Source organism: Thauera butanivorans NBRC 103042 (assembly GCF_001591165.1).
GTDB classification, from domain to species: domain Bacteria; phylum Pseudomonadota; class Gammaproteobacteria; order Burkholderiales; family Rhodocyclaceae; genus Thauera; species Thauera butanivorans.
Genome location: NZ_BCUG01000018.1, coordinates 48,054 through 70,820 on the forward strand (window position 1 = coordinate 48,054; position 22,767 = coordinate 70,820).

The 22,767-nt window shown below is 67.9% G+C and carries 20 protein-coding genes; 12 read left to right on the top strand and 8 right to left on the bottom strand.

Going from position 1 to position 22,767, the window contains the following annotated elements; genetic code table 11:
• Nucleotides 1–120: 120 nt before the first annotated feature.
• From rocD to TBU01S_RS08765, 3 genes are all read right to left on the bottom strand, one after another.
• Nucleotides 121–2,229 carry an ornithine--oxo-acid transaminase gene (rocD, locus tag TBU01S_RS24970; RefSeq protein ID WP_068636260.1) on the bottom strand — a complete coding sequence of 703 codons (2,109 nt, stop codon included), beginning with the start codon at nt 2,227–2,229 and terminating at the stop codon, nt 121–123.
• Nucleotides 2,230–2,321: 92 nt separating this feature from the next.
• Nucleotides 2,322–3,851, bottom strand: coding sequence for a ubiquinone biosynthesis regulatory protein kinase UbiB (gene ubiB, locus TBU01S_RS08760; protein WP_068636261.1), 1,530 nt, complete (start codon nt 3,849–3,851; stop codon nt 2,322–2,324).
• A gap of 95 nt (nt 3,852–3,946) precedes the next feature.
• Entirely contained in the window at nt 3,947–4,333 is a 387-nt protein-coding gene (locus tag TBU01S_RS08765) for a hypothetical protein (RefSeq protein WP_068636262.1), read from the bottom strand.
• Between the two features lie 279 nt (nt 4,334–4,612).
• Here TBU01S_RS08765 and TBU01S_RS08770 point away from each other — a divergent pair, with 279 nt between their 5' ends.
• The gene (locus tag TBU01S_RS08770; RefSeq protein ID WP_157659113.1) at nt 4,613–4,930 is read left to right on the top strand and encodes a hypothetical protein; all 318 of its coding nucleotides are present in this window, start codon (nt 4,613–4,615) and stop codon (nt 4,928–4,930) included.
• Nucleotides 4,931–4,993: 63 nt separating this feature from the next.
• Here the strand turns inward: TBU01S_RS08770 and TBU01S_RS08775 are convergent, their stop codons facing one another.
• Nucleotides 4,994–7,129, bottom strand: coding sequence for a TonB-dependent receptor domain-containing protein (locus tag TBU01S_RS08775; protein ID WP_068636264.1), 2,136 nt, complete (start codon nt 7,127–7,129; stop codon nt 4,994–4,996).
• A gap of 158 nt (nt 7,130–7,287) precedes the next feature.
• On the bottom strand, nt 7,288–7,629 hold the full coding sequence (locus TBU01S_RS08780) for a hypothetical protein (protein ID WP_068636265.1): 342 nt from the start codon (nt 7,627–7,629) through the stop codon (nt 7,288–7,290).
• Nucleotides 7,630–7,870: 241 nt separating this feature from the next.
• Between TBU01S_RS08780 and argS the strand changes: the two genes are divergently transcribed.
• The 5 genes from argS to TBU01S_RS08805 all read left to right on the top strand — a co-directional run bounded on the left by argS (nt 7,871) and on the right by TBU01S_RS08805 (nt 12,312).
• The gene (gene argS, locus TBU01S_RS08785; protein ID WP_068636266.1) at nt 7,871–9,634 is read left to right on the top strand and encodes an arginine--tRNA ligase; all 1,764 of its coding nucleotides are present in this window, start codon (nt 7,871–7,873) and stop codon (nt 9,632–9,634) included.
• Nucleotides 9,635–9,649: 15 nt separating this feature from the next.
• Nucleotides 9,650–10,279: an SPOR domain-containing protein gene (locus tag TBU01S_RS08790; protein ID WP_068636267.1), complete on the top strand. Its 630-nt coding sequence runs from the start codon at nt 9,650–9,652 to the stop codon at nt 10,277–10,279.
• An 82-nt stretch (nt 10,280–10,361) separates the two neighbouring features.
• Nucleotides 10,362–10,997: a thiol:disulfide interchange protein DsbA/DsbL gene (locus TBU01S_RS08795; protein ID WP_068636268.1), complete on the top strand. Its 636-nt coding sequence runs from the start codon at nt 10,362–10,364 to the stop codon at nt 10,995–10,997.
• Entirely contained in the window at nt 10,994–11,419 is a 426-nt protein-coding gene (locus TBU01S_RS08800) for a hypothetical protein (protein WP_068636269.1), read from the top strand. The genes TBU01S_RS08795 and TBU01S_RS08800 overlap by 4 nt, the downstream gene beginning before the upstream one ends.
• A gap of 11 nt (nt 11,420–11,430) precedes the next feature.
• Complete coding sequence (locus TBU01S_RS08805) at nt 11,431–12,312, top strand: helical backbone metal receptor (protein ID WP_083953524.1); 882 nt, start codon at nt 11,431–11,433, stop codon at nt 12,310–12,312.
• On the opposite strand, the gene TBU01S_RS08810 is transcribed toward TBU01S_RS08805, so the two are convergent.
• From TBU01S_RS08810 to TBU01S_RS08820, 3 genes are all read right to left on the bottom strand, one after another.
• A complete protein-coding gene (locus tag TBU01S_RS08810) occupies nt 12,243–12,701 on the bottom strand; it encodes a putative toxin-antitoxin system toxin component, PIN family (protein ID WP_088178855.1) in 459 nt (152 codons plus the stop codon). The genes TBU01S_RS08805 and TBU01S_RS08810 overlap by 70 nt on opposite strands.
• Before the next feature lie 78 nt (nt 12,702–12,779).
• Nucleotides 12,780–14,606, bottom strand: coding sequence for a class I poly(R)-hydroxyalkanoic acid synthase (gene phaC, locus TBU01S_RS08815; protein WP_068636270.1), 1,827 nt, complete (start codon nt 14,604–14,606; stop codon nt 12,780–12,782).
• A 50-nt stretch (nt 14,607–14,656) separates the two neighbouring features.
• Nucleotides 14,657–15,679, bottom strand: a complete 1,023-nt coding sequence (locus TBU01S_RS08820; RefSeq protein WP_068636271.1) for an MBL fold metallo-hydrolase — start codon at nt 15,677–15,679, stop codon at nt 14,657–14,659.
• A 174-nt stretch (nt 15,680–15,853) separates the two neighbouring features.
• Here TBU01S_RS08820 and TBU01S_RS08825 point away from each other — a divergent pair, with 174 nt between their 5' ends.
• The 6 genes from TBU01S_RS08825 to lldP all read left to right on the top strand — a co-directional run bounded on the left by TBU01S_RS08825 (nt 15,854) and on the right by lldP (nt 22,767).
• A complete protein-coding gene (locus tag TBU01S_RS08825; RefSeq protein ID WP_068636272.1) occupies nt 15,854–16,312 on the top strand; it encodes a MerR family transcriptional regulator in 459 nt (152 codons plus the stop codon).
• A gap of 122 nt (nt 16,313–16,434) precedes the next feature.
• Entirely contained in the window at nt 16,435–16,902 is a 468-nt protein-coding gene (locus tag TBU01S_RS08830) for a PaaI family thioesterase (RefSeq protein WP_068636273.1), read from the top strand.
• A 39-nt stretch (nt 16,903–16,941) separates the two neighbouring features.
• The gene (gene can / locus TBU01S_RS08835) at nt 16,942–18,084 is read left to right on the top strand and encodes a carbonate dehydratase (RefSeq protein ID WP_068636274.1); all 1,143 of its coding nucleotides are present in this window, start codon (nt 16,942–16,944) and stop codon (nt 18,082–18,084) included.
• 38 nt (nt 18,085–18,122) lie between these two features.
• Nucleotides 18,123–19,334 carry an acetyl-CoA C-acetyltransferase gene (locus TBU01S_RS08840; protein ID WP_068636275.1) on the top strand — a complete coding sequence of 404 codons (1,212 nt, stop codon included), beginning with the start codon at nt 18,123–18,125 and terminating at the stop codon, nt 19,332–19,334.
• A 223-nt stretch (nt 19,335–19,557) separates the two neighbouring features.
• Complete coding sequence (locus tag TBU01S_RS08845) at nt 19,558–20,691, top strand: acyl-CoA dehydrogenase (RefSeq protein ID WP_068636276.1); 1,134 nt, start codon at nt 19,558–19,560, stop codon at nt 20,689–20,691.
• A gap of 375 nt (nt 20,692–21,066) precedes the next feature.
• Nucleotides 21,067–22,767: an L-lactate permease gene (lldP, locus tag TBU01S_RS08850; protein WP_068636277.1), complete on the top strand. Its 1,701-nt coding sequence runs from the start codon at nt 21,067–21,069 to the stop codon at nt 22,765–22,767.

Sequence of the window (22,767 nt, forward strand, 5' to 3'; positions counted from 1 at the left end):
AGCGGTTGCCCGATGGAGTACCGGAGAAGGCGGGGAGGGGGGCGCGGCAGGCCACCCGGAAACGACCCCGGAGCGGGCCCGGCACTGCTGTGCCGCACCCGCATGGCCGTGCCGGCGCCGTCAGTCCGACAGGCTGGCCAGCGTGTCGATGACGACGTTCGCGCCTTCGCGCAGCACCGCTTCGTCGATGATCAGCGGCGGCGCCAGCCGCAGCACGTTGCGGTTGGTGTCGCGGGTGGCGATGCCGCGTGCCAGCAGGCATTCGGCGGCGCGAGCGGCGCTGAAGGCGGGGTCGAGCTCGATGCCGACCAGCAGGCCGCGCCCGCGCACCTCGCGCACGCAGGGCGGCGCGGCGGCGCGCAACTGCATGCGCAACGCTTCGCCCAGCCGTTCGGCCGGCTCCCAGGGCCGGGTTTCGGCCAGCAGCGCGAGCACTTCGGTGCCGACCGCGGCCGCCAGCGGATTGCCGCCGAAAGTCGAGCCGTGGTCGCCGGGGCGGAACACGTCCATCACCGCGCAGTCGGCGAGGAAGGCCGAAACCGGCAGCAGGCCGCCGCCGAGCGCCTTGCCCAGGATCAGGCCGTCGGGGCGCACGCCTTCGTGTTCGCAGGCCAGCAGGCGGCCGGTACGGCCGAGCCCGGTCTGGACTTCGTCGGCGATCAGCAGCACGCCGTGGCGGTGGCAGATCTCGGCACAGCGTGCCAGGTAGCCGGCCGGCGGCACGACGATGCCGCCTTCGCCCTGGATCGGTTCGACCAGGAAGGCCGCGGTGCGCGGCGTGATCGCCGCTTCCAGCGCATCCGCGTCGCCATAGGGGATGCGGCGCAGGCCGGGCGGGAAGGGGCCGAAGCCGTCGCGATACTGGCGATGGGACGAAAAGCCGACGATGGCGATCGAACGGCCGTGGAAATTGCCGTCGCAGGCGATGATCTCGGCTTCGTCCTCGGCGATGCCCTTGACCTTGTAGCCCCATTTGCGCGCCGCCTTCAGCGCCGTTTCGACGGCTTCCAGGCCGGTATTGACCGGCAGTGCGCGTTCGTAGCCGAAGGTGGCGCACAGGCGTTCGAGGAAGACCGGCAGGCGGTCGCTGGAAAAGGCGCGCGAAGTCAGCGCCAGGCGCTGCGCCTGTTCGGTCAGTGCGCGCACCAGGCGCGGGTGGCTGTGGCCGAAGCTGACGGCGGAATAGGCGCTCATCATGTCGAGATAACGCCGCCCTTCCACGTCCCACAGCCACACGCCCGCGCCGCGCTGGAACACCACCGGCAGCGGCGCATAGTTGGCGGCGCCATGACGCCGTTCGCGCTCGCGCAGTTCGCTGCTGTCCGGGCCCAGCGCCGCTGCGGCGAATTCGAGCGCCCAGTGTGCGCTGCGGCCGTCGGCATCGAGATCGGGGCGGTATTCGACGATCTCGAGGGCGAGGAAATCGTCGCAGCTGCGCAGCGCCAGCAAGGCGTCGGCGAGCTCGCGGGGGTCGAGGCCGCCGGCTTCCGGGCAGGTCACGGCGGGCACGGCCTGCGGCTCGAGTGCGTCGAGATCGAGGCTGAGGCCGAAGCCGCCCCCGCCCGCGCGTGCGATCGTCAACGCGTCGCGGAACGCCGCTGTCAGGCCGCGCCGCCTGATCTCGGCCATGTCGAAGATGCGCACGCCGCGCCGCTGCAGCAACTGCAGCTCTTCCACTTCCCAGGCACGCGCGCCGACGATGCAGACCCGTGTCGGATCGAGCCGCGGGCCGGGGATGCCGGCCAGGGCCGGATCGCCTTCGCCCAGCAGCGCCGCCAGCGGCATGCCGTGGATGTTGCCGGAATGGGTGGTGGTGGCGGTATGGCTGTCGAGATGGGCATCGACCCAGATCAGGCCGGGAGCGTGGCCGGCGCGCCGGGCGATGCCGCGCCAGGTGCCGGTGGCGACGGCGTGGTCGCCGCCGATCACCAGCGCGGTGGTGCCGGCCGGCAGCGCGGCGAGCTGGTCGGCGAGGCGGCGGGCGAAGTCGCCGTTGGCCTGCAGGCGCGCATCCATGCCGGCAGCGGCCGACGCGGCGGCAGGCGCTTCCAGCGTCGTGCTCCATTCGACGGTGAGCCCGATCGAGGCCAGGCGTTCGGCCAGGCCGCCTTGCCGCAATGCGTCGGGCGCGGCGGCGCTGCCGGAGTGAGGGGCGCCGAGCGCGGAGCCGGCACCGATGATCTTCAGCGGGGAATGCGGCGCGGACGGCCGCAGGGCTGTCTTCTCCATGGCACACCTCCCGTCCCGCTTTGGCGCGGGCGCCGCAGGATTGTTCTGGCAGGGCCGCTTTGCGGAATTGGACGGAGGCAGGCGGGATTCGTTCAGCCGAACAGGCGGTACAGCTCCAGGCCGAGCAGCGCCGCGGCCAGCGCGCCGATCACGGCCAGCATGCGTCCCTGCAGGCGCTGGCCGGCGGCGAGCTGGTCGAGGCGCTGCTGCTGGGCGGCCTGCTGCCTGCCGGCGTCGGTCAGGTTCTGGTGGATCAGGCGCGGCAGCTGCGGCAGCGCGCCGGCCCAGGCGGGGGCTTCTTCCTTGACGCCGTGCACCAGCGCGCGCCAGCCCATGCGCTCGTCCATCCAGCGTTCGAGGAAGGGCTTGGCGGTCTTCCACAGGTCCAGCTCCGGGTCGAGTTGGCGGCCCAGGCCTTCGATGTTGAGCAGGGTCTTCTGCAGCAGCACCAGTTGCGGCTGCACTTCCATCTCGAAGCGGCGCGCGGTCTGGAACAGGCGCAGCAGGGTCTTGCCGAAGGAGATGTCCTTCAGCGGCTTGTCGAAGATCGGTTCGCAGACGGTGCGGATCGCCGCCTCGAACTCATCCACCCGGGTCTTCGCCGGTACCCAGCCGGCTTCGATGTGGGCCAGGGCCACGCGCCGGTAGTCGCGCTTGAAGAAGGCGAGGAAGTTCTGCGCGAGATAGTTCTTGTCCACCTCGTTGAGCGTGCCCATGATGCCGAAGTCGAGCGCGATGTAGCGCCCGTCGCGATGCACGAAGATGTTGCCCGGGTGCATGTCGGCATGGAAGAAGCCGTCGCGGAACACCTGGGTGAAGAAGATCTCGACGCCGGCGCGCGACAGCGCCTTCAGGTCGTTGCCCTGGGCGAGCAGGGCCGGCGTCTGCGAAATCGGCACGCCGTGCATCCGCTCCATCACCATGACCCGGCTGCCGCACCAGTCCCAGTGCACTTCGGGCACCAGCAGCAGCGAGGAATCCTTGAAGTTGCGCCGCAGTTGCGAGCAGTTGGCTGCCTCGCGCATCAGGTCGAGCTCGTCGTGCAGGTGCTTGTCGAACTCGGCCACCACTTCGCGCGGCTTCAGCCGCCGGCCTTCCGGCCAGACCTTTTCCAGCAGCATCGCCGCGGCTTCGAGCAGGGCGAGGTCGTGGGCGATGACGCGGTCGATGCCCGGCCGCAGCACCTTGACCGCCACTTCGGTGCCGTCCGGCAGGCGGGCGAAATGGACCTGCGCCACCGAGGCCGACGCCACCGGCGTGCGCTCGAAGTCGCGGAACACCTCGTCGATCGGCCGGCCGTAGAAGCCTTCCAGCACGCCGAGCGCCTGCTCGATCGGAATCGGCGGCACGCGGTCCTGCAGCAGCGCGAGTTCGTCGGCGAGGTCGGGTGGCAGCAGGTCGCGGCGGGTGGACAGCATCTGGCCGAACTTGACGAAGATCGGCCCGAGCGACTCCAGCGCGAGGCGCAGCCGCACGCCGCGCGGCTGGGCAAAGCTGCGCCAGAAGAACACGGCTTGCCAGACCCGTGCCAGCCGGCCGCTGCTGTCGGCGTCGAGGATCAGGCGGTCCAGGCCGAAGCGCAGGCTGACGGAAACGATCTTGATGAGGCGGAAGAGGCGCACGGCGGAAGGGGGGCGGCGGCAAAGGCCGGACTTTAGCCGGAAAGCGCCGGGCGGGGAACGGGTGAGCCTGGGCGTGGGCGCGTGACCGCCGCGTTCTAGCGGGTTTCCGCCTGGTGCAGCGACTTGACCAGATCCCTGACGACCTGCTGATGGGCGTCGCTGAGCGCCGCGATGTCGCGCATCAACTGATAATCGAACGCCGCCCCCGGCTCCCTGGCGCTGAAAGCCGCATTTCCCGCGCCGAAGCGCAACCATTCGGCGCTGACGCCGAGCCAGTCGGCCAGCACGCGCAGCTTGTCCTGGGCCGGGATGGCGTCGCCGCCCAGCCACTTGCGGGCGGCATGCAGCGTCACCGGCTCTCCGGCGTAGCGGCGGTTGAATTCGCGGGCCAGCGCTGTCGGCCGTGCGGCATCGGGCGCGACGCGCACGAGGGCTTCCCGCAGGCGGGTGCTGAAGGCGTCGCGTTCGAGGTAGGGTTGCATGGATGCAACGCTAGCAACCGCGATGTCGTCTGAAGGTATATGTTTTTTCGTCGACCGGAAGTATAGTTCTGCGGCATATGCGGAATGCTTGGCCGCGGGAGTGTCGCGGCGGCTGGGGATGTCAAGGAACGAACGACGATGGCAGGCAAGCAGCGGCCTCCCTACTTCAGGGTGGTTTTCCCGGGGCCGGTGAGGTCCGTGACGGGAGAGATGGCGTGGGAAGGGCACTGGCGCAGCCGGGCCTATATCGATTTCGGGCGGTACCGCTTGGGGGACGTCGTGACCTGCCCTCGGATGGATCGTGTGCTCGATGAGTGCGGCAGCGATCCCGACGCGGTCGTCAGACTCGGGCATTTCCTGATCTGGCGCTGGGTGCTGTCGGTCAGCAGCGGCGGGCAGATCGAGCGCCAGGGGCTGCTGCCCTTCGCCCTCGGCCTGCTGCTCATCACTGCCACGTTCGCGGTCGGCGGCTTCGTGTGCCTGTTCATCGGCATCGGCGTGCTGGAGATGGCCGATGGCGTCTTGCCCGGCCTGGCGCTCGCCGTGCTGTGGGCGGTGCATATGGCGATGAATCTCAAAGCCTGGCTGGGCGCCTGAGCGCCGCGGGGCGCGAAGTGGAAAGGATCACCCGCCGCCCATGGGCGGCGGGCCGTGTGGCGGTCAGAAGTCCAGCCTGACGCCCACCGTGACGTTGCGCCCGACCAGCGGCGCGGCGTGCTTGATGAAGGAGCTGTGGTTGTAGGCGAGCTTGTCGGTCAGGTTGTTGGCCTTGACGTAGAGCAGCCAGGGCATGCCTTCGTATTTGCCGCGGTAGCTGGCGCCGAGGTTCAGCATCGTGTAGCCGGCGGTTTCGCTCTCGAACTCGGCGACCTTGTTCTGGCGGCCGACGCGGTAGACCTCGGCTTCGCCCGTCCAGGCGTTCCAGTTCGCGTCCAGCCGCAGGCCGGCGCGGTGGGCGGGAATGCGCGGCAGGTCGCGGTTGCCGCCGCTGTCGAGGCGGGCGCGGACGTAGTCGCCGAACACGGTGGCGCCGAAGATCGGGTTCAACTGCTGGCGAAGCTGGCCTTCGATGCCGGTGAAGCGGGCGTCGCGCTGGGCATACTCGATCAACTGGAAGCCTTCGTGCACGTCCAGGGTGTTGGCATAGATGTAGTCCTTGACCCGGTTGTGGAAGACACCGACCGAGAAGGTGGTGGCGCCTTCGGTCTTGCGCAGCGACAGGTCGATGTTGCGCGAGGTCTCCGCCTTCAGGTCGGGGTTGCCCAACTCCCAGGTGCTGGTCGCCAGGTGGATGCCGTTGGCGTAGAGCTCCTCGGCGCTCGGCAGCCGCTGGGTGCGCGACAGCGACAGCCCCAGCGCGTACTGCGGGGCGAAGTTCCACACCGCGCCGAGCGACAGCGAATTGCCGCGGTGGCTGCGGTCGCGCTGCGCCGAGTCGACGTCGATGTCCTGCCATTCGTGACGCAGGCCGGCTTCGAAGCGCCAGTCGCTGAGCGCGTATTCCTCGACCAGGAAGACGGCGTGCTTCCTCGTCAGCGTCGGCGGGACGTAGGCTTCTTCGCCATTGGCGCTGAAGTCGCGGCGCGAGGTCTGCAGGCCGACGACGCCGCGCCAGCCGGCGAGCGGGGCGTGCTCGAGCTCGAGGCGGCCGTCGTGGGCCTTGCTGCGGAAGCGGGTGGAGATGTGGCGCTCGCCGTCTTCCTTCTCGATCTCGTCATGCACGTAGTCGGTGTGCGCGGCGCGCAGGCGCAGCCGGGTGAAGCCGGGCAGCGGGTCGAGCAGTTCGCCGCGCAGGTCCCAGCGCTTGCTGTCGAGTTCGACGTAGGGAATGCCGTGCGCGTGCCCATGATCGTGATCGTGGTCATCGTGGTCATCGTGATCGCCGTGTCCATGGCCGTGATCGTCGTGGCCGCCGCAGTGCAGGTGGTCGCCGTGCGGGTGGCAGTCCTCGTATTCGTGGCTGTGGCCGGGCAGGCCGTATTCGTTGCGCTGGCGGCTCCAGGCGACGCCGAGGTAGCCGCGCTCGCCGACCCAGGACAGGCCCAGGCTGCCGCTGTCGGTGGTGTTGTAGCTGCCGTCGACGCGGCGGCCGTCGTGCCAGCCGTCGCCGACGCGGTATTCGTTGGCATCGCGCTTCAGGCCCTCGGCGTGGACGGCGACGTTGCCCGATCCGGCGGTGATCGCGAAGGCGCCGGCGCCCTCGCGGGCAGCGCTGCCGGCACGCAGCTCGATGCTGCCTTCGACGCCTTTTTCCGGCACCGCGGTCGGCACCCGGTCGTCGAGCACATTGACCACGCCGCCGATGGCGCCACCGCCGTAGGCGAGCGCCGACGGGCCGCGCAGCACCTCGATCTGGCGGCTCAGCATCGGCTCCAGCGCGACGGCATGATCGGGGCTGATGCTGGAGGCATCCATGATCTCGGCGCCGTCGGACAGCATCTTGACGCGCGGGCCGTCCATGCCGCGGATGATCGGCCGGCTGGCGCCGGCGCCGAAGTGGCTGGCGGCGATGCCGGGTTCGCTGGCCAGGGTGTCGCCCAGCGTGGCGCCGCGGCGCAGGATGAGTGCGTCGCCTTCGAGCACGCTGGCCGGCGTGCTCATGGCATCGGTGCCGAGCGTGAGCGCGCTGGCGGACACGGTGATCGGTGCGAGCGTGGTGCCGCCGTCGCTCGCCTCGTCGGCGAAGGCCGGTGCCTGGGCGAAGGCGAGCAGCAGGCCGGCGGCGAGAGGGCGGCGGGCGAGCGGGTGCAGAGCGGGGAAGGCGGAGCGAGGCTTGGGATGAAGCATGGTGGACATCGGAGTTCCCTTGTTGCTTTCAGTCCGGATGGGGTGTGCGCAGGTGCCGGACGAGTCCGGCGGGCCGCAGCAAGCCCCACCGGCCGGCGGTGCCGGCAATGGAAATGCCGCGGCCAGGCGAAGTGCGGGCGCGGCGGGCGTTCAAGCGGAGTGGCGGTTCAAGCCAGCAGGACGGACAGGGAAGGCAGGGGCGGGGCGCGGCAGCGCGGCCGGAGCGGGGGCGCGTCAGGGGCGGGAAGAGTCGCGGCCGCCGGTGGCCGCGGCAAGGTCGCGTGATGGGTGCGGGCGGGAGAAAGGCCGCCCAGCGGCAAGTCGACGCCGGTCAGCGCCAGGCATTCGAGGCAGGCGCCGGCAAGGTGCTCGCCATCGCCTTCGGCCCGGTCGGTAGCGCTCCCGCCTTGCAGCAGCTCCCCGGCATGGCCGACGAGGTGGGTCCTGGCCTCGCCCTGCACCGCAAGCAGGGCCAGCGCCAATGCCAGTGCCCACATCAGCCGGGCCATGGTCGTGCCCGCGCGGGCACGCGAAGCGGTACGGCGGAGCTGTGTGGCGGCGCGGCGGGGGTGGGATGGTGTGGCCGGGGCGGAAGGCATGACCGGATTCTATGGGGCTTGTTCTTTATTCGCAACATTGTTGCGATAGAGGGGCTGCTTTCGGCGCGCTGTAATTCGCGCTCACATGCCAGCCGCGGAGCGTGGAAGGCGATCCGCTATAATCCGACGTTTAGATTTCCAGCCGAGTGCCATGAGCGCCGACCCCAAAGCCCTGCTGACCGACCTGCTGAAAACCGCGCTGAAGAGCGTGGCACCGGATCATGCCGATACCCCCGTCCTGCTCGAGCGCCCGAAACAGGCGAGCCACGGCGACTTCGCCACCAATCTCGCGCTGCAGCTCGCCAAGCCGCTGAAGCGCAACCCGCGCGAGCTGGCGGCGATGCTGCTGGCCGAACTGCCGGCGTCGAAGCTGGTGGCCAAGGCCGAAGTGGCGGGCGCGGGCTTCATCAACTTCGCGCTGGCCGCCGATGCCAAGACCGCGATCGTCGCCGACGTGCTGGCGAGGGGCGCGGACTTCGGCCGCGGCGCGGCCAAGGGCGTGAAGGTGCTGGTGGAATTCGTCTCCGCCAACCCGACCGGGCCGCTGCACGTCGGCCACGGCCGCGGCGCGGCCTACGGCGCTTCGCTGTCGGACGTGCTGGCCTTCGCCGGCTTCGACGTCACGCGCGAGTACTACGTCAATGACGCCGGCCGCCAGATGGACATCCTGGCGCTGTCGACCTGGCTGCGCTACCTGGCGCAGTTCGGCATCGAGATCGCCTTCCCGCCCAATGCCTACCAGGGCGACTACGTCACCGAAATGGGCCGCGACATGCGCGATGCCCATCAGGACCGCTTCGCCCGCGTCACTGCCGGGCAGGTGCTGGCCGGCACGCCGGGCCTGCCGCCCGCCGAGCGCAACGACGACGAAGCCAGGCAGCAGCGCGAGGAGCACCTCGACGCGCTGATCGCCAACACCAAGCGCCTGCTCGGCGACGACTACGCCTGGGTGCATGGTTTCGCGCTGAACGAACAGCTCGGCGACGGCCGCGACGACCTCGGCGAGTTCGGCGTGCGCTTCGACAAGTGGTTCTCCGAGCAGAGCCTGTTCGACACCGGCCTGGTCGAGCGCGCAGTCAAGCAGCTCGAGAAGCAGGGCCACATCTACGTCCAGGACGGCGCCAAGTGGTTCCGCTCCAGCGCCTTCGGCGACGAGAAGGACCGCGTCGTGCAGCGCGAGAACGGGCTGTACACCTATTTCGCCTCCGACATCGCCTACCACCTGAACAAGTACGAGCGTGGCTTCGACCGTATCATCGACATCTGGGGCGCCGACCATCACGGCTACATCCCGCGCGTGAAGGGCGCCATCGCCGCGCTCGGCCTGCCGCCGGAAAGGCTGGAAGTCGCACTGGTGCAGTTCGCGGTGCTGTACCGCAACGGCCAGAAGACCTCGATGTCGACCCGCTCGGGCGAGTTCGTCACGCTGCGCGAGCTGCGCCAGGAAGTCGGCAACGACGCCTGCCGCTTCTTCTACGTGCTGCGCAAGTCGGACCAGCATCTGGACTTCGATCTCGACCTGGCCAAGAGCCAGAGCAACGAGAATCCGGTCTATTACGTGCAGTACGCCCACGCCCGCGTGTGCTCGGTGCTGAACCAATGGGGCGGCGAAGCGTCCGAGCTGGCAGGTGCCGACCTCGGCCTGCTGCAGCACGAACGCGAGCTGGCGCTGTGCGCGCGGCTGGCGGCTTTCCCCGAGCTGGTGCAGAACGCCGCCGCCGACCATGCGCCGCATCAGGTGGCTTTCTATCTGAAGGATCTCGCTGCCGATTTCCACGGCTGGTACAACGCCGAGCGGATGCTGGTCGAGGACGAGGCGCTCAAGCTCGCCCGCCTGGCGCTTGCCGGGGCGGTGCGCCAGGTGCTGGCCAGCGGCCTCGCGCTGCTCGGCGTGTCGGCGCCGGAATCGATGTGAGTTTCGGAGAGTTTCGTGAGTCGTGATCGCAAATCTGCCCGCAAGCCTGCGCGCGCGCCGTCGCGCAGCGGCGGCAGTACCCTGATCGGCATCTTCATCGGCCTGGTGTTCGGTGCGCTGATCGCCGCCGGCGCAGCCTGGTACTTCACCCGCGCCAATCCCTTCCAGTCGGCGCCGACGGCTTCGCGCATGCCGCCCAGCGAGCGCCAGGCGCCGGCCGCGCTGCCCGGCAAGCCGGGCGACCGCCCGGTGGCGAAGCAGGATTTCGAGTTCTACAAGATCCTGCCCGACGGCGACAACGTGCCTGCGCCGGCCGAGCCGCCGGCGCGCCCGCAGCGGCCGCCAGTGGTGAACGTGCCTGCGCAGCAGGCGCCGGCGCCGGTGCAGGAAGTGTCGGTGAAGCCGGCCGAGCGCCTGTACCTGCAGGTGGGGGCGTTCGAGAATCCGGGCGAGGCCGACAACCTGAAGGCGCGCCTGGCGCTGGCCGGCATCGAGGCCAGCGCCCAGCGGGCGCAACTGGCCGACGGCCGGGTCGTGCATCGGGTGCGCATCGGCCCGTTCTCGCGGCCGGAGGACATGAACCCGACCCGCGCGCGGCTGGCCGAAGCCGGCTTCAATGCTTCGGTGAGCCGCAGCGCACCGTGATGCCCGATACTTTCCGGATGGCCGGGAACGCGAAGGCGTTGCCGGCGTCTGAAGGCCGTTATCGAACCTGGAGTGAGCCTGAATGAACCGTCGTGATGCCCTGAAGCAGCTTGCCGCCGTATCCGCAGCCCTGCCGCTCGCCAATCTCGCCTGGGCCAAGGATCCGTTCGTGGTCCTGAATCCGGCCCAGCCGACCGACGATCCGTCGAAGATCGAGATCATCGAGTTCTTCCACTACGGCTGCCCGCACTGCCGCGACTTCGACCCGCTGGTCGCGGCCTGGAGCAGGAAGCTGCCGGCGGACGTCAGCTTCCGCCACGTTCCGGCGATCTGGAACAACCCGCAGCTCGCCGCGCTGGCGCGGCTGTTCTACGCCGCCGAAGCCTCGGGCGACCTGAAGACGCTGCATGAAAAGGCGTTCGTCGCCGTGCAGGATGAACGCCGGCCGCTGCATACCGAGGAAGGCGTGCGCGAGTGGATCGACGGCAAGGTGGCCGATCCGGCCAAGTTCATGGATGCCTACAAGTCCTTCGGCGTCAATTCCAAGCTGCAGCGGGCCGATCAGCTCGCGCGCGCGATGAAGATCCAGGGCGTGCCGACGGTGGCGGTGGATGGCCGCTTCCTGACTTCGGCGTCGATGGCGGGCAGCCACGATGGCGCGCTGCAGGTCGTCGACCAGCTGGTCGAGCGGATCCGCAAGGAGCGCGGCGGGAAATGAGCGGAACGCGCGCCGCGCCAGTGCCGCCCGAAGCATCGGTCGAGCGCCGGGGTTGCCAGCGCTTCGTCGCCCGGCGCAGGGGTGAGCCCTGCTTCTGGGTGGTGATGGACGGCGCACGCATCCCGCTCAACGATCTTTCCGCCGACGGCTTCTCGTATCCGTTGGCGACACCGCCCGCCAGCGGCCAGGCCTTCGACTTCGTGCTGCAACGCGATGGCGTGCCGGACGAGATCCACGGCCGCGCCGTGGTCGTGAATTTCCTCGCGGGGTCGGCGCAGGCGGGTTGTTCTTTCGTCAGCCTCGACGGCGATGGTGCCGAGCGCCTGCGTGACTGGCTGATCGCCCACGTGCTGATGACCGCGACGGTCCGCATCACCGAAAAGGACGCGGCCGCGATCGTGTCGGGGCCGTCGCTGATCTAGGCGGGGCAGGGATGAGCAATCGCCGGACCAACGTCGATGCCCTCGGCCATGCGCACGCGCCGGCGGGACCCGGGGCCCGCATCGTCTCGCTGGTGCCGTCGCTGACGGAGCTGATCTTCGACCTGGGCCTGGGCGAGCGGCTGGTGGGCCGCACCGGCTTCTGCATCCATCCCCGCGACGCCCTGCGCGCAGTGCCCAAGGTCGGCGGCACCAAGGACGTGAAGGTCGATGTGCTGAAGGCGCTCGCGCCGACGCACCTGATCGTGAATATCGACGAGAACCGCAAGGAAACGGTCGATGAGCTGGCGGCATTCGTGCCGCATGTGATCGTCACGCATCCGTGCACGCCGGCCGACAACCTCCAGTTGTATCGTTTGTTCGGCAGCGTGTTCGATTGCGAAGCCGCAGCGGAAAGGTTGTGCACCGCGCTGCAGTCCGCGCTGGACGATGCCGCCGCGCTGCGTGCGGGCCTGGCCGACGAAGCGGTGCTGTATCTGATCTGGCGGCAACCGTGGATGACGGTGGCGCGCGGCACCTATATTGCGGCGATGCTCGAAACCGTCGGCTGGCGTACCTTGCCGGAGGAGGCGCAGACGCGCTATCCGGTGTTCGAGTGGCCGCTGGCGGAACAGGCCGGGCGGGTGTTCCTGTCGTCCGAACCCTATCGTTTCAAGGAAAGCCATCTGGCGGAAGTCGAGGCGCTGGGCAAGCGCCCCGCGACGCTGATCGACGGCGAGATGGTGTCGTGGTATGGCAGCCGGGCGGTCGCCGGGCTGCGCTACCTGATCGCGCTGCGCCGCCGCCTGGCCGGCCTGGTGGCCGATCAGCGTTCCGGCGCCGCTGCCGGAGCGAGTGTTTCGGCGCTGAAGCGCTCGGGCGTCATCACCCGATAGCGGCCGCGCAGCAGGCGGTGCCGGCCGGCCCGCAGCAGCAGCTTGTCGCGCGTCAGCAGGTGGCTGGCGCCGGCGTCGAAGGCGATCTCGAGGAATTTCTGGTCGTCGCCGTCGCGGCAGACGGGGAGCGCGCGCGTTTCGCCTTCGGCCATTTCCGGCAGGACCTCGACCTGGTTGCGATAGTCCGCCAGCAGCGCATGCTGCGCATCCTCGCCGAGCCCGAACCGGGAGTAGGCGAGCACGTGCCGCAACTCGGTCAGCGCGTCCTCGCGCGACGCGAGCGTGCAGGCACCGCCCTCGATCCAGCCGCGCAGCAGCGCGAGGCGGGGGTCGCGGAACATCCACAGTGCGAGAATGGTGTTGGTGTCGAGGACGAGCCGGGGGCGCATGGAGGGCATGGCAGGCGGCGGCAACGAAAAACGGGGAGGGTCGCCCCTCCCCGCTCGCTTCCGGCCGCTTCGCCGCGATCAGGCCGCTTGCGTGGCGTCGATGCGCATCTTGACGAAGGAGCCCGGGGCGTCTTCCAGCACCTTCAGCTTGCCCTTGGCGGGGTCGCGCGGCTCGGCCTGCTCGCTGTCCATGGCGGTCAGCCACGCCTGCCAGTCGGTCCACCACGAACCCGGGTGCTGCTGCGCGCCGGCCAGCCAGTCGTCGGGGCTGCCGGGCAGCTTGGCGGCCGGGTTGATCCAGTAGCCGTACTTGTTGGCCGCCGGTGGGTTGACGATGCCGGCGATGTGGCCCGAGCCGCCCAGCACGAAGCGCACCGGGCCGCCGAAGTTGCGCGCACCCAGGTAGGTGCTCTTCCACGGCGCGATGTGGTCTTCGATGGTCGAGATGAAGTAGCACGGCGTCTTGATCTTGCCGAGGTCGATCGGCACGCCGTCGACGCTGATGCCGCCCGGTTCGACGAGGCGGTTTTCCATGTACAGCTTGCGCAGGTAGAAGCTGTGCATCTTGGCCGGCATGCGGGTGGAGTCCGAGTTCCAGTACAGCAGGTCGAACGGGAACGGATCCTTGCCCAGCAGGTAGTTATTGACCACGAAGGACCAGATCAGGTCGTTGGCGCGCAGCATGTTGAAGGTGCCGGCCATTTCCGAGCCTTCCAGGTAGCCGCGCTCGAACATCTTCTTTTCGAGGCTGGAGACCTGGCCTTCGTCGATGAACACGCCGAGTTCGCCCGGATCGGAGAAGTCGGTCATGGTGGTGAAGAAGGTCGCGGCCGAAATCCGGCCGGACTGCTTCTTGGCGGCCAGGTAGGCCAGCGTGGTGGCGAGCAGGGTGCCGCCCAGGCAGTAGCCGGCGGCGTTGACCGACTTCTCGCCGGTCTGCCGTTCGATGGCGTCGAGTGCGGCGATCGTGCCTTCCAGCAGGTAGGAGTCGAACAGCTTGTCCGTATGGCGCTCGTCCGGGTTCACCCACGAGATGACGAACACGGTGTGGCCCTGGTCGACACACCACTTGATGTACGAATTCTTCTCGCGCAGATCGAGGATGTAGAACTTGTTGATCCAGGGCGGCACGATCAGCAGCGGCTTCTTCAGCACCTTGTCGGTGCTCGGCGTGTACTGGATCAGCTGCATCATGTCGGTCTGGAACACGACCTTGCCCGGCGTCGTGGCGACGTTCTTGCCCAGTTCGAAGGCAGTGGTGTCGGTCATCTTGACGCGCAGCTGGCCACCGCCGTCCTCGACGTCGCGCAGCAGGTTGTTCAGGCCCTTCAGCAGGTTCTGGCCGCCGCTCTTGACGGTCTCGCGGAAGACCTCGGGGTTGGTGACGGCGAAGTTCGACGGCGACAGCGCGTCGATGTACTGGCGGGTATAGAAGTTGACCTTCTTCTGGGTCTGTTCGTCCAGGCCGTCGACGCAGCACACGGTGTCATGGATGTGGCGGGCGGCGATCAGGTAGGACTGCTTGATGAAGTCGAACAGGAAGTGCTGTTCCCATTCTTCGTCCTTGAAGCGCTTGTCGGTCTTCTCGGGGGCGGCGATCGGCGAGGCGTTGAGGCCGGCGAAGCGCATCATCGAGTGCTGCCACAGCGAGAAGTAGTCCCACACCAGGTTCATCTGGGCCTGGGCGAGCTTGTACGGGTTTGACAGCAGCTTGGCCATCATGTCCATGAAGGCCTGGGCGATGCCCAGTTCGTCGGCGGGGGCGGTGATGCCCTTCTTCAACTGGCGGTTCACGTGATCGCTGATCAGGTGCGAGGCACGGCGGGCAACGTCGGCGTAGGTCTTGGCGACCTCCTGCGGATCGGGCAATTCGGGGCGAGGGGTTTCGGTGGAAGGTGCAGCCATCTTGTTTGAACTCCTGGTTGGCGACCGGAATGTCTCTCCGGCAGGTTTTTTCATTGTTTGCTATCGATGAAACGGATCAGGCCATCCGTGCCGATTTCCCGGCGGAGCTCTCCCCGCTCCTCCAGGTAGTTGAGGTGGGCAATGGCCTCCCCCATGGCAAACATGACCTGATGGGTGTCCAGCTCGCGCGGAAACAGTGTCGCCAGCACTTCGCCTGCCGTTCGTGCGCTGCGGCACTCGGCCTGCAGTGCGGCGCAGCGCTCGCTGTGGTGGGTGACGAGCTGCGCCACTCTCGACCGGATACCCGTGAAAGGTCTGCCGTGCGATGGTAGCACGAGCGTGTCATCGGGCAAGTTGCAAAGTTCCTGGATCGAGTCGAGAAAGTAGCCGAGGGCATCGTCATGCGGTGTTGCAGCATGGACGCTGACGTTGGTCGAGATGCGCGGCAGCAGCATGTCGCCGGAGATGAGCACGCCGAGCTCGGCGCAGTACAGGCTGGCGTGCTCGGGAGCGTGGCCGTAGCCGACGATGACGCGCCATTCCCGGCCGTCGATCGGCACGATGCTGCCGTGGCGCAGGCGCTCGTAGCGCGAAGGCAGCTCGGGGATGCCGCGGCGGTAGGCGTTGCCGCGCGTTGCCAGGGCCGTCGCCGGGGCGTCGTCGAGTCCGTGGGCGCGGAACTGGGCCACCATGTCCTGCACGTTGTATCCCGGCAGTTGGTGCCAGATGGCGTGGCCGAGGAGATATTCCCCCAGCGTCATGTGTATGCTGGCGCCATTGCGCGCGGCCAGCCAGGCCGCCAGGCCGACGTGGTCCGGATGGTGGTGGGTGACGACGATGCGCGTGACCGGGCGCGGATCGGCATCGAGCACGCTGGCCCAGGCCTGGCGGGTGTCGTCCGAACCATAGCCGCAGTCGACGATCACGCGTTCGTCGCCGTCGTCCAGCAGCCACAGGTTGATGTGGTCGAGCGCGAAGGGCAGGGGCATCCGCAGCCAATGCACGCCGGGCGCGACTTCGGCGGCCTGGGCCGTGGCGGGGAGGTCGGGAAAGGGGTAGTGCAGTGGGGGCATCGGTCTGTCTTCCTCGTGGGGCTGTGCGGGAGCGGGCTTGTGGCGGCCTGGCGTTGCTCAAACCGCCGAAATCTGCTTAACTCTCGCTGTTTTGTTTAATTTTTGGCTTATAAAACAATATCTTGCTGTTTGTGCCGCGCCTCATGCGGTGTCAGCGGCCATCCCGGACCACTCATGGGCGACGAACAAACCTACACCATCACCGAGCTCGCACGCGAATTCGACATCACGCCCCGTGCGATTCGTTTCTACGAAGACCAGGGCTTGCTGACCCCGGCCCGCGCCGGGCGTGCCCGCATCTACACCAAGGCCGACCGCACCCGCCTCAAGCTCACGCTGCGGGGCAAGCGCCTGGGCCTGTCGCTCGCCGAGATCCGCGAGCTGCTCGACATGTACGGCGGTGTGCGCAATTCCGCTTCACAGCTCGAACTCTTCCTCGACGTGCTGAAGGAGCGCCGTGCGGCGCTGGAACAGCAGCGGCTCGACATCGAGGCGGTGCTGCTCGAGATCGACATGCTCGAACAGCAATGCCATGCTCTGCTCGGCCACAATGCCGCAGGCGCTGCGGCGGCGAGGGCGAAGCTGGTCAGGCATATCGACGGCGTCGGTGCCGGCCGGGCCGACACCGACTGAGCGGTGCGCCGCGATTCCGTCTCCGTTGAATCCAATATTACGTTGACGTAAACGTAAAAACAAAGAAAATACGCCCCGGAACACGAGAACACCGCCAGACCACGCCCGCCCAGGAGACCGCCATGCGCCCGGAAATGCCGCAGTTTCAGCCCAGGGACCCCGGTTATGCCGCGCGTGTGCGGGCGAGCTTCGAGCTCCAGCAGGCCATGGCGCTGATCGGTGCGCAGCTGGCCGTGATCGAGCCGGGCTATACCGAGATCCACCTGCCCAACAAGCCCGAGATCACCCAGCAGCACGGCTACATCCACGGCGGTGTGGTCGGGATGATCGCGGATTCCGCCGCCGGCTATGCCGCCAACACGCTCACGCCGGCCGACACCAGCGTGCTGACGGTGGAATACAAGCTCAATCTCGTCGCCCCTGCCAACGGCCAGCGCCTGGTGGCGCGCGGCGAAGTCATCAAGCCCGGCCGCACGCTGATCATCACCAAGGCCGAAGTGTTTGCGATCCGCGACGAGCGCTGGACGCTGTGCGCGATCATGCAGCAGACCATCATGGCCATGCAGGGCAAGAACGAGCGCCAGGGCTGAGGGTCGAAGACTGACGCCACCACCATCCGAGGAGCTTGCATGTCCCTGAGCCTGCGTGCATTGACGCCGTCCGATACGGCCGAGCTGGAGCAGGTGCGCCAGTTCTTCCGCAACTACGCTGCCTGGCTGGGCGTCGATCTCAGCTACCAGGGCTTCGCCGACGAGGTCGCGAACCTGCCGGGCGCCTATGGCGAGGCCGACGGACGCCTGTTCTTCGCCGAACTGGACGGCCGCCCGGCCGGCTGTGTCGGCGTGCGGCGCTTTTCCGACGGTGTCTGCGAGATGAAGCGGCTCTACGTCGACCCCGAGGCGCGCGGCCACGGGGTGGGCCGCAAGCTGGCGCTGGCGGCGATCAAGGCGGCGCAGGCACTGGGCTACCGCCGCATCCTGCTCGACACCCTGCCGGCGATGCGCATCGCGATGAAGCTGTACCGCGAGCTGGGTTTCACCGAGGCGCCGGCCTACTACCCGAGCCCGATCGAAGGCACGATCTTCCTCACCCTCGACCTCGCGCAGTGGTCCGAGGAGCAGGCGAACAATGAAAGCCTGCTGCACCTGTTCGACTACAACCAGGCCTGGTCGCGCCAGATGCAGCAGCTCGACCCCGCCTTCTTCGAGAAGCTGTCCCACCTGCAGAGCCCGGAATACCTGTGGATCGGCTGTTCCGATTCGCGCGTGCCGGCCAACCAGATCGTCGGCCTGCTGCCGGGCGAAGTCTTCGTCCACCGCAATGTCGCCAACGTCGTCGTACACACCGACCTGAACTGCCTGGCAGTGATCCAGTACGCGGTGGATGTGCTGAAGGTGAAACACATCATGGTGGTCGGCCACTATGGCTGCGGCGGCGTCAAGGCTGCGCTCGACCGCGCCCGCGTCGGCCTCGTCGACCTGTGGCTGCGCCATGTGCAGGACGTGCATGTGCGCCACCTGCAGGCGGTCGATACGCTGCCGCCCGAATTGCGCCATGACCGCCTGTGCGAACTGAATGTGCTCGAGCAGGTGGTCAACGTCGCCCAGACCGTGGTCGTGCAGGACGCCTGGCGGCGCGGTCAGCGCCTCACCGTGCATGGCTGGATCTACGGCCTCAAGAACGGCTTGATCCGTGACCTGGGGCTCAATGTGGGCCGTCCGCAGGATCTCATGCCGCGCTATGTCGCGGCGCTCGAAGCGCTCGGTCAATGAGCGCGGTTCGCAACAAGGTATCAAAACAGGAGAATGGAATGTCCGATCCCGTCGTCATCGTTTCCGTCGCCCGCACCCCGCTGGGCGGCTTCCAGGGTGAGCTGTCCAGCCTGGGCACGCCGCAGCTCGGCGCCGCCGCCATCAAGTCGGCGGTCGAGCGCGCCGGCCTGGCGCCCGAGCAGGTGCAGGAAGTGATCATGGGCTGCGTGCTGCCCGCCGGTCTTGGCCAGGCGCCTGCCCGCCAGGCCGCGCTCGGCGCCGGCCTGCCGCTGTCGGCCGGCTGCACCACGATCAACAAGGTGTGCGGTTCGGGCATGAAGGCCACGATGCTGGCGCACGACCTGATCCTGGCCGGCACCAACGAGGTGATGGTCGCGGGCGGCATGGAGTCGATGTCCAACGCCCCCTACCTGCTGCCCAAGGCGCGCGCCGGCTACCGCCTCGGCCATGGCCAGACGCTGGACCACATGTTCCTCGACGGCCTGGAAGACAGCTACTCGAAGGAGAACAAGGGCCGCCTGATGGGTACTTTCGCCGAGGACTGCGCCGGCCACTTCGGCTTCAGCCGCCAGGCGCAGGATGAATTCGCCATCGCTTCGACCACCCGCGCCCAGGCCGCGATCAACAACGGCGATTTCAGTTGGGAAGTCGCGCCGGTGACGGTGTCCGGGCGCAAGGGCGATGTCGTCGTCGACAAGGACGAGCAGCCGCTGAAGGCGCAGATCGACAAGATCCCGGCGCTGAAGCCGGCTTTCCGCAAGGACGGCACGGTGACGCCGGCCAACTCCAGCTCGATCTCGGACGGCGCCGCGGCGCTGGTGCTGATGCGCAGGTCCTCCGCCGACAGGCTCGGGCTGAAGCCGGTCGCCACCATCGTCGGCCACGCCACCCATGCGCAGGAGCCGGCCTGGTTCACCACCGCGCCGGTGGGGGCGATGCAGAAGGTGCTGGACAAGGCCGGCTGGCGCACCGAGGACGTCGATCTGTGGGAGATCAACGAAGCTTTCGCCGTGGTGACGATGGCGGCGATGCACGAGATGAAGCTGCCGCACGACAAGGTCAACGTCAATGGCGGCGCCTGCGCGCTGGGCCACCCGATCGGCGCTTCCGGCGCCCGCATCCTGGTGACGCTGATCGGCGCGCTGCGCAAGCGCGGGCTGAAGCGCGGCGTCGCCAGCCTGTGCATCGGCGGCGGCGAGGCGACGGCGATGGCGATCGAGGTCGACGCCGCGGTCGGCTGCGGCGGCTGAACCGGGCCGAGGCTGTCCGCTGCGGCGTCCGTGCGGTTCTGGCGATTCGTGCCCTGAACCGCCGGCCACGCCGGGGATTTGCTCCGCAGTCTGCGGAACTCGCTCCCTGCGGTCGCTCGGACAGTCCCCGACTGCTCCACAAACTCCCGACACGGCCGATTCGGCAGTGTCGCAGATCCGATAGGCAATGGGACGGCTGAGGCCGTTCCGGAAGAGGTTTGACATGATTCTTACCCAGGAACAGGAACTCGTCCGCGACTCGATGCGCGCTTTCGCCCAGGAGCGCCTGGCGCCGTTCGCGGCCGAATGGGACCGCAACCACACCTTTCCGCGCGAAGCGCTGAAAGAACTGGCCGAACTCGGCGCGCTCGGCATGGTGGTGCCGGAGGAATGGGGCGGCGCCGGCATGGACTACATGAGCCTGGTGCTGACGCTGGAGGAAGTCGCCGCCGGCGATGGCGCGACCTCGACCATCCTCAGCGTGCAGAACTCGCTGCCCTGCGGCATCATCAACCGCTTCGGCACCGAGGCGCAGAAGGAAGCCTGGCTCAGGCCGCTGGCCCGGGGCGAGAAGCTGGGCTGCTTCTGCCTCACCGAGCCCCACGTCGGTTCCGACGCCGCCGCCATCCGCACCACGGCGATGCGCGAGGGCGGCGAATGGGTGCTGAACGGCGTCAAGCAGTTCATCACCACCGGCAAGCATGCCGACGTCGCCATCGTCTTCGCCGTCACCGACAAGGCGGCGGGCAAGAAAGGCATCACCTGCTTCCTGGTGCCGGCGGATGCGCCCGGCTACCAGGTGGGGCGCATCGAGGAGAAGATGGGCCAGAAGGCTTCCGACACCACGCAGATCCTGTTCGAGAATTGCCGCATTCCGGCGGATTCGGTGATCGGCGCGGAGGGCGAGGGCTACAGGATCGCGCTGTCCAATCTGGAAGCCGGCCGCATCGGCATCGCCGCGCAGTGCCTCGGCATGGCGCGTGCCGCGCTGGAAGCGGCGGTCAAGTATGCGCAGGAGCGCGAGAGTTTCGGCAAGCCGATCTTCGAGCACCAGGCGGTCAACTTCCGCCTCGCCGACATGGCGACGCAACTGGAAGCGGCGCGCCAGCTCGTGTGGCATGCCGCCAGCCTGAAGGACGCCGGCCGGCCCTGCCTCAAGGAGGCGTCGATGGCCAAGCTGTTCGCGTCGGAAATGGCCGAGCGCGTGTGCTCCGACGCCATCCAGGTGCATGGCGGCTACGGCTACGTCACCGACTTCCCGGTCGAACGCATCTACCGCGACGTGCGGGTATGCCAGATCTATGAAGGCGCCAGCGACATCCAGCGCCTGGTGATCGGACGCGCGCTGGCGGGCTGAGCGCTCGCTCCCTGCTTCACCGTCAGCCTGACCGCCAAGGCCGGCCCCTCGATTCGAGGGAGCCGGCCTTGGCGTTTTTGGGTCTTCTGTGTGATGAGAAAGCGAATCTATCGCCTTTTTGGTAATACCAATTCGATAATAATTGCTAATGGGTGCCAATAGCTGTGTTTTTCAGCCTTGTCGACATGCCTGCTCCAGGGCTGGATCCATATAATCGCGCAGCGCGGCAGGCGTGTTTTGGTATGACCAATATGATCGGCGCGGGAGCGGGTTCTGCCCAATGCGGCGAACTGCCCTCGGCAACTGGCGCGCAGAAGGGGCCAAGCTGGAGAGCGATAACTTCAGAGGCCGTGTTCATCGACCAAGGAAGGCAAAATGGAACACATCTGGCAACAAAACTACGATCCCGCCGGGAACGTATGGATTTCGGCGCTGGTTGCGCTGATACCGATCATCTTCTTCTTTCTGGCACTGACGAAGCTGCGACTGAAGGGCTACGTGGCCGGCACCATCACCGTGGTGCTGGCGCTGGCCGTGGCGCTGATCTTCTACCGGATGCCGGTCTCGGCGGCGCTGGCCTCGGCGGTATACGGCTTCTTCTACGGCCTGTGGCCGATCGCGTGGATCATCGTTGCCGCGGTGTTCCTGTACAAGGTCTCGATCGCGACCGGACAGTTCGACATCGTCCGCTCGTCGATCCTGTCGGTCACCCCTGACCAGCGCCTGCAGATGATCCTGGTCGGTTTCTGCTTCGGCGCCTTCCTGGAAGGCGCGGCCGGTTTCGGCGCGCCGGTGGCGATCACCGCCGCGCTGCTGGTCGGCCTGGGCTTCAAGCCGCTGTACGCCGCCGGCCTGTGCCTGATCGGCAACACCGCGCCGGTGGCCTTCGGCGCGATGGGCATTCCGATCATCGTCGCCGGCCAGGTGTCGGGCGTGGATGCGTTCGCGATCGGCCAGATGGCCGGCCGCCAGTTGCCGTTCATGACCATCATCGTGCTGTTCTGGCTGATGGCCATCATGGACGGCTGGCGCGGCATCAAGGAAACTTGGCCTGCCGTGCTGGTCGGCGGCGGCTCGTTCGCGATCGTGCAGTTCCTGACCGCCAACTACATCGGCCCCGAACTGCCGGACATCACCTCGGCGATCGTGTCGCTGGTGGCGCTGACCGCCTTCCTCAAGGTGTGGCAACCCAAGCGCATCTTCCGCTTCGAGCTCGAGGACGGCACGCCGCCCCCGAGCGCGGCAGGCGCTGCAGCCGGGCTGGACAAGCCGCCGGTGGACTTGACCGTCGGCACGGTGCTCAAGGCATGGTCACCGTTCATCATCCTGACCGCGATGGTGACGCTGTGGAGCCTGAAGCCCTTCAAGGCCTTGTTCGCCGCCAATGGTGCGCTGTCCGACTGGGTCATCAACATCCCGGTGCCGCTGCTGCACAACCTGGTCGAGAAGATGCCGCCGGTGGTCGCTGCGGCCGCGCCGTATGGCGCGGTGTACTCGTTCAACTGGTTCTCCGCGACCGGTACCGCGATCATGATCGGCGCGCTGCTGACCATCGTCTTCCTGCGCCTCAAGCCGGCCAAGGCGATCGAGACTTTCGCCGATACGCTGAAGAGCCTGGCGTGGCCGATCTACTCCATCGGCATGGTGCTGGCGTTCGCCTTCATCGCCAACTACTCCGGCCTGTCCGCCACGCTGGCGCTGGCGCTGGCGCACACCGGCGATGCCTTCGTGTTCTTCTCGCCCTTCCTGGGCTGGATCGGCGTCTTCCTGACCGGCTCCGACACCTCCGCCAACGCCCTGTTCGGCGCGCTGCAGGCCACCACGGCGCAGCAGCTGGGCCTGCCCGAAGTGCTGACGGTGGCGGCCAACACCACGGGCGGCGTGACCGGTAAGATGATCTCGCCGCAATCCATCGCAATCGCGTGCGCGGCAGTGGGCCTGGCCGGCAAGGAGTCCGACCTGTTCCGCTTCACGGTGAAGCACAGTCTGATCTTCGCCGCCATCATCGGCGCGATGACGACGCTGCAGGCTTACGTTTTCCCGTGGATGATCCCGGTCGTCCATGCGGCACACTGA